Genomic DNA, 11001 nt, shown 5'->3' with positions numbered 1-11001 from the left:
GAGAGAACCAAGTGGAAATCATAACAGCTATTTTAGTAGGAATCGTGGCGGTCGAGCATCTGTTCATCATGATCCTCGAGATGTTTTTTATCCGTTCCAAGATAGCCAAGAGGGCCTTCAATCTGCCGCAGCATCTCCAGGGAGACCCCAACGTGGCCACGATGTTTGCCAATCAGGGCTTGTACAATGGGTTTCTAGCGGCCGGACTCATCTGGGGCTTGATTCATGGAAGTAACCCTGTCGGATATATGATCCAGCTTTTCTTTGTGATCTGTGTGGTGATCGCTGCGTTATTTGGCGGGGTCACTTCCAATAAGGGGATCATCGTGAAACAGGGGGGGCCAGCGATACTGGCGCTGATTGCCCTGATCATCGTGATGTAAAAAAGAAAGAGATTGGGACAAACGTGTTTTAGTCATCGTAAGACCCGAATTCCTTTGCCCACGATAAGGCAAAGGAATTCGGATTTTTCCTTTGTTTCATGACCATACGATTTCATGGTTTCCGGCGGTTGATTGGAGTGCATGCGGGAAGAGTAGCTGATGTGAGACCCCCCAGGCTTGTCGAGGAGGCTCACTTTTCAACTCCTCGGTATCCTTGCATAAGCAAAAAAATATAGATTTTTAAAATAATCTTACTGAATCGGTTTCAAGACCAAGAGGAAAGGGTAAAGACAATGGCATAGCCATGAAAAAAACAGAGAGACTGTGTCTCCCTGCCAGTTTTAACAGCACTTGCACTCTTGAATGAGGATGGAGGCAATGCCGTCTTTATTAGGTTCTAAATGGTGTTGCTTGATGATAACCGCTTCATTGAACTGCTCGATGATTTCAACCAGTTCTGACAGGTCATCAAGTTCAACATACCATTTACCTTTTATATCGTAAGCGCGCTCATGTGGCTTTTCCTGTTTCCGGCAGCCGGTTCGCTCAATGTGAAAGATCATGTGGAATCACCCTCTAGTATGAATTGGAAACATTCGTTCCCATTCTACTTTAGTGAATCCACAGCTTCAATATTCAGAAAATCCCATTTTTATTACGTTTATGAGTAGTGAAAATCCAACTATCTTAGTAAATAATCTCTTTTTATTTCCAAATGCGGATGTCAAATCACTCGTTTTTGGATGGGAGAATATCCTCCCAATAAATGTTGAGGGCCTTCACGAGAATTTCGATCTTATTCAGGGAGGCGTTTGTTTTTCCCCTTTCCAGGCTCGATATAAAATTGATGGACAGTCCTGTCGTTTTACTTAGTTCCTGGATGGTGATATCTTGACTTCTTCGATGAAACCTGAGCCGTCGTCCTACATATTCTGTAATCGCCAAGAAGAACACCCACTTCCAAAAAAATAAGAACTAGGTTTAGCGGACCTAATTCTTTCAGTTTATTTCGTACGAAACTACGTTAAGAATGTCAGAAAGCGTTATCAACAATGGTTCCATTTATAATGGAAAAAAAGACCTGTTCTCTTGTCATTTTACCCTGTCCAGTTAAACCTAAACCTTTTTCCAAAAATTCATGAATAAAAATTTCAAGAGTGATGAAGACCATCATCCCAGTGGCGGGGTGATGGTCTTTTGGTGTGTTGAGAAAATGCTTCATGGATCCATCGCGAGTAGGCTTTTCATTGATATGAAAAGGGTCCCAAGGTCGCCTTCCGCCCCTTGAGAAGTCCTCTTCCACTTTGTTTTTAACTGATTTGGACAAATGTACTATACCCTTTTGTCCCATCCGCAATAGGATGTAAGGATTATATCTTAAGGAGGGGGTTAGGTTTGGCATTTCCCAGCAATGACCAATTCACACCCATAGAGGTAAATGGCAATCCATTGTTCGACGTACTTGGTGATGAATCGCCGCCGTCGACGGATATCGTAGGGAATTCAAGTTTCCCGGCCGGTTTTTTTGCTTATGATGGCACCAATGTTTATTTCAGGCTCCGTTTAAATGGGGACCCACGCAACAATCAACAGACAGGTTTCAGGACGTTTTCATGGGGCGTACTCATTAATACGACGGGGGTAGCAGGCACATATAACTGGCTGTTCAATGTGGATGGTCTGAATAATCGTGTCAGTCTTATCCAAAATACAGTCGTTCAGGTGAATTCCTGGAACGATCAGGCAGAAGGGACCAATGGAAGTGGTGCACCGAATGTCTCTAGACCAATCAACAACTTCGATTTTGCAAGGGTGTCGCCGGCAGATTCGTCCATAGGGGGGAATCAGGATTTTTTCCTCGATTGGTTCCTCCCCGCAAGCGTCGTATTTCAGACGTTGGGCATTACGGAAACTTCGGAGCTTAGAACCATTTTCTTCACATCGGCCAATTCAAATGTCTACAACAAGGATGCATTACGGACAAGTGAAGGGTTTTCTTTTGCCGATGCATTCAGTGATCCTGTCACGGCGGAAGATTCGGATGTCCGAGCCAGACTTAGGACCACCAAACAGCTGACGAGTGGACCGACCACAGTGACCTTGGGCCAGCAAGCGACGTGGACGGGAATAATCAGGGTACGGAACAATGGGGATTCACAGGCGACGACGATTTTTCTCCAGGACATCCTTGGACCCGATAACATCAGTTCCTTTGTCGTAAATAGTGTTTCACAGGGGTTGGTCAGCTATAATCCTGCAACGAAACAATTGACCTGGAGTGTCGGCAACTTAGGGGAAGAAGCGCAGGCGACGCTGACTTTCACCTTGGTCGGTAGCTATACGACAAGCGGGACACGGTTATTGGATCGTGTGGTGGCGACAGGGGTTGATAGCTATTCGGGAGGGACGGTAACATCTAATACGACGATCGTAAACGTGAATGTGTTGGCTGCAGCGACGATTAACGGGACGATAACCGATCAATCCACTGGGCTTGTGCTTCCGAATGCGACCGTGACCCTTCTTCAAGGAGTAACGGTGATTGCCACTACGACTAGCAATGCAGCAGGCTTTTATTCGTTCACCAATCTTGCCGCGGGAAATTACACGGTGCAAGCATCGAGAACGAATTACACGACCGCTTCAGTGAATACGTCCGTATCGAGCGGCAGTTCACAAACGGTCAATATTGCCCTCCAGCCCCTCACCAGTACCATTACGGGAAATGTGTCGAGCGGTGGCCCGATCGCCAATGCCACAATCGTATTGACCAATCCAGCAGGAACGATTGTTGCTACGACGACGACGAATGGAGCCGGAAATTACACGTTTACGGGCATCATTCCAGGCTCCTATAATTTATCGGTTACAGCAGCAGGTTTCCAGTCCCAGACGGCTGGTGTGACGACGGTTGCGAACCAGACGTCCATCGTGAACTTTGTGCTTTTGGCCAACCCGGGTGCCATCTCTGGAACGGTACGGGATAGCTTGACGAACGCGCCGATCCAAGGGTCAACCGTGGAACTGCTCACGCAGACCGGTATTCTTCTTTCTTCAACTGTTACAGATGCAGCAGGGCTGTATACGTTCGGCAACTTGGCGCCGGGGAGCTATCAGGTAAGGGCCGTGGCTCTCGGATATTCGACCTCGACGGTTTCTGCCCAGGTTGTTTCAGGTGCCACCACGACGGTGAACCTCTTCCTTCAACAAAATCCGGGTGCCGTTGCCGGGCAGGTGAGGGATGCAGCGACACAGCTTCCAATCCAGGGAGCCACGGTTCAGGCTGTTGATAGCCAAGGATTCGTCATCGATGCCTTTACCACGGATGCTAATGGGCAATATGCGTTCAACAACCTCCTACCAGGTTCGTACACGTTCGTATTCACGGCGAGCGGCTATGGAAGTCAGACGAAGGGTGCGACAGTCACCTCCAATACAACGACGATCCTTGATGCCGAATTGACACGGATCGCAGGAACTCTTACTGGTACCGTCACCGATCCAGGAAGTGCTCCCATTCCAAACGCGACTGTGACAGTATTCTTTAATAACGTACAAATTGCGAGTGTCCTTACGGATGCGTCGGGGAATTACACGATTCCAGGATTGGCGCCTGGTTCCTATACCGTGGCGATTGGAGCCACCAATTTCTCGACCGTCACACTCGGGACTTCCATCACTGGAGGGCAGACGACCATTCTGAATGCCACTCTTACCCCGAATCCAGGAACGCTCACAGGTATTGTTCAGGATACTGGGGCTAATCCACTAGCGGGCGTGGACATCACCGTCACGACGAGCTCCGGAACAGGTGTTATCGTGGCGACGACCGTGACAGGGACGGACGGGACCTATACGATCACGGGACTCGCGCCAGGGAATTATATCGTGGTGGCAAGTCATCTGAATTTTCAACAAGGATCTGAGGGGGCGACCATTACTTCAGGCGCGACAACGGTTGTCAACTTCATCTTGGCAGCCAATCCGGGATCATTGGCTGGGACCATTACCAATGCACAGACGGGTACACCGATTGCCGGTGCCAATGTTCAGGTAAGGATCCTCGATGCGGGTGGGACCGTTATCGCCACTGTTTCTTCCGACATCAACGGTCAGTACTCGGTCGGTAATCTTGCACCAGGAATCTATACCGTGGTGGCTGCTGCACCTGATTTTCAGACGAACAGCGCAACGGTTCAGGTAGTATCGAACCAAACAGCGATTGGAGATGTGGCCCTTGTACCGAATCCTGGAAGTATATTCGGTACGGTCACGAGCAGTATCGGGTCGATCCCCATTGGTGGAGCGACCGTTTCCATCGTCAACAGCGGCGGGATATTGGTTACGTCCGTCATAACGGATCCTGCAGGGAATTTCACTGTCGGAGGACTCGGACCGGATACGTATACGGTGTCGGTCATCGCACAAGATTTCCAAAGCGGTTCCGTTGGTGCCGTTGTCGTATCAGGTCAGACGACTCCAGTCGCCGTTCAGCTCCAGCCTTTCCCTGGTCGCATCATCGGGACCGTCACACCTGAAGTAGCGAATACAATCGTGGAACTAAGGGATGTCAACAATGTGTTCATCGATTCCTTCGTAACGAATCCGGATGGTACGTATTCCTTCAATAATCTTGCACCGGGCGTGTATACCGTCACGGCAAGTGCTCCGAATTATACGTCAGCTCAAGGTGGGGCCACGGTGACGAGTGGCGGGACGACCGTCGTCAATTTGACGATCATACCGAATCCTGCATCGGTCTCAGGGCAGATTACAACGACAGGTGGCGTGCCGCTTCCGACTTCTTTTGTCGAGGTATTGAATTCAAATGGGATACTGGTTGCGACGGGCTCATCGGATGCTAATGGATTCTATATCGTCGGAGGTCTTCCGGCAGGGTCCTATACGGTGGTTGCCAATGCACCGAACTATGGACAACAAGTGAGAGGAATCACTCTGACGATCGGGCAGGTGCTCACCAACGTTGATTTTGTATTGACGGCAGATACCGGAAATCTGACCGGTCAGGTAACGGACCGACAAACGGGTAACGTACTATCCGGTGCTTCTGTTGTCGTATTGGACGCCACGACACAGTTGCCGGTGGCCACGACTACCACGTCATTGTTCGGAAACTATGTTCTGAATGGTCTTGCGCCGGGTACCTACATCGTCACGGCCTCCCTGGCCAATTATTCCACAGAGCAGGTCGGAGCCATCATCATCAGCAATCAGAACAGCACGGCCAATATCTCCCTGCAGCCGAATCCAGGAACCATATCTGGGAATGTAGTCGATGTGAACGGGAATCCGATAACGGGTAATAACATTCAAATCTCAGTCCTGAATGAAAATAATGTGCTCATCGTGACACTTCTTGCGAATCCAGATGGCACGTACCAAGTACCGCAATTGCCACCTGGCACGTATTTCGTCACAGCGAGCGCGCCGGGATTTGCATCCTCCACCGTATCCGCCATTGTGACAGCAGGAGCGACGGTGCCGGTCACGAATGTCCTTACGGCGAATCCGGTGACACTGACGGCTACGGTCCTGATCCTTGGCACCTCGACACCGATTGCCGGATCACAGGTCCAAGTGAAGACATCCAGCAACATTGTCATCGCGACAGGTACGACCGATGCAGCAGGGAATGTCACGTTTACGGGTCTTACCGCTGGGACACTCATCGTGGCAGCAGATGCACAAAACTTTGGTACAGATTCGAAGTCAGTGTTTGCCGCTCCGGGAGATGTGCTCACGGTCCAGCTCTTCTTACCAGACGATCCAGGTCAGGTTGTGGGTGTCGTCACAAACCTTGCAACAGGTGCCCCGATTCCGAATGCCACCATCACGTTGACAGATAACACAGGTGTCATTGTTTCCACTGCGGTAACCAACACAGCAGGTCAATATTCGTTCTCTGGAGTAACACCGGGCACGTATCGTCTAACAGCCAACGCAACGAACTTCGGACCGGAGATTTCGGGTGTGACCGTGGCGCCGAATGTGGTGAGCAACGTCAGCTTTGCATTACGACCGAACCCAGGTGTCATTACAGGCATAGTGAGAGATTCCGTTACAAACTTGCCGATTCCGAATGCCACGATTGCCGTCAGGGAATTTTCAGGGGATGGACCGATCATCACCACGACGCTTACCGATGCCAATGGCTTTTTCCAGACGACCCATCTCTCACCGCGGTCCTATGTCGTCATAGCCAGCAAAGAAGGTTATGGAACAGCGACGGTTTCTGCTGAAGTACTGAGTGGTCAGGTCACTAACGTCGAGTTGTTCCTGACGCCGAATCCAGGCGCTGTTCAAGGGACGGTCCGCGATGCAGCGACAGGGCTTCCAATTAGCGATACGCTCGTTCGTGCAATCAATAATCAAGGCACGATCATTGCCTTCATCCACACCGACAGTAATGGATTCTATTATCTTGGGGGACTGCCACCGGGAGATTACACGATTACAGCGGTCAATCCACTTTATCAAGCAGGTTTTGCAGAAACCTTAATCCAATCGAATGTAACCAATACCGTAAACCTTTCACTACAGCCAAACCCGGCCACATTGAGCGGGTTGGTGTTCGACGCTGTCGATGGATCGCCGCTGCCCGGTACCGTGATCGAGGTCAGGCTAGCGGGGACCAACGTTCTCGTGCGTCGTGTCACATCGGATGAAAATGGACGCTACATCATTTCAGGTCTTCCGACTGGAACGTTTGATGTCGTGGCTGAACTTCAAAACTATATGATCACGACGAATACGATTTTCCTGACAGCCGGTGAGTCGGAAGTACTGAACATCCCGATGCAACCTTTTCCTGCGACTATAAGGGGTACGGTGGTAAACGCCGTCACGCTTGCCCCTATTTCAGGTGCATTGGTGAAGTTGGTCATTGCAAATACAGATATTGAAGTGACGAGCATCCTGACCTCGGCAGATGGAACCTACACCCTATCGAATATTGCTGTCGGACAATACGATGTGATCTTCTCGGCCAATGGCTATGCGAATGTCGTTGTCCCTGTGATCTTGGAACCGAATGAAGTGGAAGTAGTAGATGCCTTCCTTGATCCGAATCCTGGAACTTTAACGGGAAGAGTATTCGACCAAGTGACGGGTGCAAGTATACAAGGGGCTCTGGTTCGGGTGTTCAATCAGGACGGCACCTTTATCACAAGCACGCTCACCGATGTCAATGGGATTTATGAACTTCCTGGCATAGCAGAAGGATTGTATACGGTCATCTATAGTGCGGAAGGCTACGGGGCAGAATCGAGGACCATCGCCATCCCGGCGGGAGCGACCGTGACAGTGGACGTCGGTCTACTGGCTGAGTCTTCGGCCATTCAGGGAACGGTGCGTGATGCCGCCACAGGACTTCCGATTCCTTCAGCCCTTGTCCAAATCTTCACCATCGGCACGACTATTCCGATTGCTTCTGTTTTAACCGATCAGTCAGGGCAATACTTTATCTCGGGAATCCTGCCGGAAGAGTACCGTGTGGTGTACAGTGCACCGACGTATCAGTCCGAAACGTTCATCCTCTTCTTCAATCCTGGAGAAACGAAAACGGTCGATGCCGAGTTGACTAGATTGCCTTCCAGCATCGTAGGTGTCGTCACGGATGTCACCACGGGACTTCCTATCACGAACGCAACGGTGACGCTCTTCATCGAAGGGACGGAGATCGCAGTCGCCTCGACGACAACGGATCAGGACGGGAATTACGTGCTGACAGGATTGTCGGCAGGTACGTACAGCCTCCGTTTTGAGGCGTTTGGTTACCAAACGGCATCGGTCCCGATTCAACTCGGGTTTGCTGAGACATTGACGGTGAACCAGGCATTGAGGTTGGAATTCGGAAGCGTCACCGGTACTGTCAGGGAAGCCTTGACTGGTGAGCCGATTCGAAATTCCCTCGTTCTTGCCTTCTCTGTAACCGGTGTGCCACTTGGAACGGCCATTACGGATATTAACGGGAATTACCTGATCGATGGGTTACCGCAAGGACCAATCGTACTCGTCGTCAGGGCCGTCGGCTTCCAGACGCAAACAAGGGAAGTCGCCATCATTGGAGGTCAAACCATCCAGGAAAACTTCAATCTCCTCGGAGACCCGGCCGTCATCACAGGTTTCATCACGGATATTCGCACAGGTGAACCGATCTCTCAAGCACTGGTCCAAATCTATCCGTTCGGTTCCGACGTCCCGATCCGGTCCACGTTGTCAGCACAAAACGGCTTCTATATCCTCTTCGGCCTCCCGCCTGGACGCTATGTGATCCGGGTCAGGGCATTCGGCTATCCGGAGAAATTCGTTGACGTCACGCTTCTCGAAGGGCAGGTCCTGAGGCTCGACATCCAGTTGGGGAATGTGAACCCACCGCCACCGAACGATCTGCGTCCGGAATGCATCAAAGCCGACAAACTGTACGACTGGGTATTCGCCCCGTTCAGGGAGTCTCAGAAGGTTACGATCCCGCCTGAGTGCAGAGGCATCGTGGAAGACGCCCTCGCCCTTGGCGAAGACGTGACGGTCGCTTGCAGCACGGGAGCCGCAAGCTGCCGCGTAATCGGGTACGAAAACGGAAGGCCGGGTGTTGTGAACGTCAGGATCGAGATTCCGGTCACGCTAACCCTTGAGGTGGAGGACGGGGGCTCATGTGTCATCGAGTACCGCGCCTATCTCGACCGTTCCCTCGCCGTCTGCATTCCGGATGGTCTAAACGCCGGGAACATCGACTGCTCGCTCCTCGAAGTGAAATGCATGGCAGATGGCGGAGTCCTCACCGATCAGTTCTTTGAGATCAACCTCCTGGCCTGCCTGCAGATCGAGGTCCATGCCAACGTCACCCTGGAGGTCCTCGCTGAATTCTGCTTCCCGCGTGGGAATCCTGAATTCAGCGATCAGGACGCCAATTCCAGCTGTGATTTTCCGGAATGGCCTTCTAACTGTTAAACCATGACCGATCCCATTTGGGGTCGGTTCTTTTTTTGTGGGCCATAAGGCTTGTGCAGAGGGCTTTGTGGTAAATAGTGAGAACGATATGGGATGAAATATCCATTTCCCAGTAAAGATTTTCCTTAAATAGCCGATAAGAAGAATGTTGGATATTTAGTATACCTGGAGGTTTTAACATGAATAGACAGTCATTGGGAAAACAATTCATCGGAGGCGAATGGAGAGACGGGAACAGCACCGGTGAAATGGTGAACATCAACCCGTACAACGGTGAATCCATCGTTACATATAAACTTGCAAACACGGAAGACATCGACGCAGCCTACCAGGCAGCCGCAGAGGCGAAGCTCCAGTGGGATAAAGTAAACCCGTTCAAGAAGCGCGACATCCTCGAAAAGGCCGTGACATACATTGAAGAGAATGAAGAAGAGATCATTTCAATCATCATCGATGAGCTCGGTGGGACAAGACTGAAGGCCGTATTCGAGATCGGTCTTGTGAAAAACATGATCAAAGAAGCAGCCACCTTCCCGATCCGCATGGAAGGCAAGATCCTGCCGTCTACGATCGACGACGTGGAAAACAGACTGTATCGCATCCCGGCTGGTGTCGTGGGCGTCATCAGTCCGTTCAACTTCCCGTTCTTCCTATCGGTCAAATCGGTGGCACCTGCACTTGGAGCCGGAAATGGCGTCGTCCTGAAGCCTCATGAAGATTCCCCGATCACAGGCGGGACCCTCATCGGGAAGATCTTTGAAGAAGCAGGGGTGCCAAAAGGCCTTCTGAACGTTGTTGTGGCAGATATCAAGGAAATCGGGGACGCGTTCGTGGAGCATCCGATCCCACGCATCATCTCGTTCACCGGGTCAACCGGCGTCGGAAGCTATATCGGTCAAGTGGCCGTGAAAAACTTCAAAAAGCCTCTTCTTGAGCTTGGTGGGAACAGTGCCTTCATCGTACTGGAAGACGCAGATCTTGAATACGCCGTCAACGCAGCAGCCTTCAGCCGTTTCACCCACCAGGGCCAGATCTGCATGTGTGCCAACCGCGTACTCGTACAGCGCTCGGTCTATGATGAGTTCGTGACGAAATTTACGGCAAAGGTTTCGACTTTGAAAACCGGTGACCCGAAAGATCCGGACACCATCATCGGACCTGTGATCAACGATCGCCAGGCGAAAAATCTCGCCGCCCTCATCGAAAAAGGAATCGAAGAAGGAGCGAACCCTGTGCTCAGAGGAAACAACAGCGGCCGCCTGTTCGAACCGACCGTGCTCGCGGATGTGACGACGGATATGACCGTTGCCCAGGAAGAACTCTTCGGTCCGGTCGTGTGCGTCATTCCATTCGATACGGAAGAAGAAGCGATCGCCATCGCCAACGAAACCCGCTTCGGGCTTAGCGGTGCCGTGCATACATCGAACCTGGAACGCGGAGTGGAATTTGCGAAGAAGGTCCACACCGGCATGATCCACGTGAACGATATCACCATCAACGATGAGCCGATCGTGGCCTTCGGCGGGGAAAAGCAATCCGGTATCGGCCGCATGAACGGGGAGTGGAGTCTTGATGAATTCACGACCCTCAAATGGATCTCAGTCAACTACGGTCAGCGTCAACTACCTTATTAATAGAAAGAGTGTGA

At 51.0% G+C, this 11001-nt stretch carries 6 protein-coding genes; 3 read left to right on the top strand and 3 right to left on the bottom strand.

The features are described from left to right. The first annotated feature begins 11 nt into the window (after nt 1-11). Complete coding sequence (locus ACNA6I_RS12820) at nt 12-383, top strand: DUF1304 domain-containing protein (RefSeq protein WP_416313438.1); 372 nt, start codon at nt 12-14, stop codon at nt 381-383. Between the two features lie 341 nt (nt 384-724). Here the strand turns inward: ACNA6I_RS12820 and ACNA6I_RS12815 are convergent, their stop codons facing one another. From ACNA6I_RS12815 to ACNA6I_RS12805, 3 genes are all read right to left on the bottom strand, one after another. Then, nucleotides 725-946 carry a hypothetical protein gene (locus tag ACNA6I_RS12815; protein WP_416313437.1) on the bottom strand — a complete coding sequence of 74 codons (222 nt, stop codon included), beginning with the start codon at nt 944-946 and terminating at the stop codon, nt 725-727. 166 nt (nt 947-1112) lie between these two features. Further along, entirely contained in the window at nt 1113-1337 is a 225-nt protein-coding gene (locus ACNA6I_RS12810) for a helix-turn-helix domain-containing protein (protein ID WP_416313436.1), read from the bottom strand. 79 nt (nt 1338-1416) lie between these two features. Beyond that, entirely contained in the window at nt 1417-1710 is a 294-nt protein-coding gene (locus ACNA6I_RS12805; protein WP_416313435.1) for a hypothetical protein, read from the bottom strand. A 68-nt stretch (nt 1711-1778) separates the two neighbouring features. On the opposite strand from ACNA6I_RS12805, the gene ACNA6I_RS12800 reads away from it, so the two are divergent. Together ACNA6I_RS12800 and ACNA6I_RS12795 are read left to right on the top strand one after the other, a co-directional pair. After that, the gene (locus ACNA6I_RS12800) at nt 1779-9353 is read left to right on the top strand and encodes a carboxypeptidase regulatory-like domain-containing protein (RefSeq protein WP_416313434.1); all 7575 of its coding nucleotides are present in this window, start codon (nt 1779-1781) and stop codon (nt 9351-9353) included. A gap of 179 nt (nt 9354-9532) precedes the next feature. Continuing rightward, nucleotides 9533-10987 (top strand): aldehyde dehydrogenase family protein, encoded by a 1455-nt coding sequence (locus tag ACNA6I_RS12795; protein WP_416313433.1) that lies wholly within the window; start codon nt 9533-9535, stop codon nt 10985-10987. Nucleotides 10988-11001 lie beyond the last annotated feature (14 nt).

The sequence above is a fragment of the Rossellomorea sp. FS2 genome (assembly GCF_047915635.1).
Classification (GTDB): Bacteria; Bacillota; Bacilli; order Bacillales; family Bacillaceae_B; genus Rossellomorea; species Rossellomorea marisflavi_A.
The sequence above is the reverse complement of the archived record's forward strand: the minus strand, read 5'-3'. Positions and strand labels throughout refer to the sequence as shown.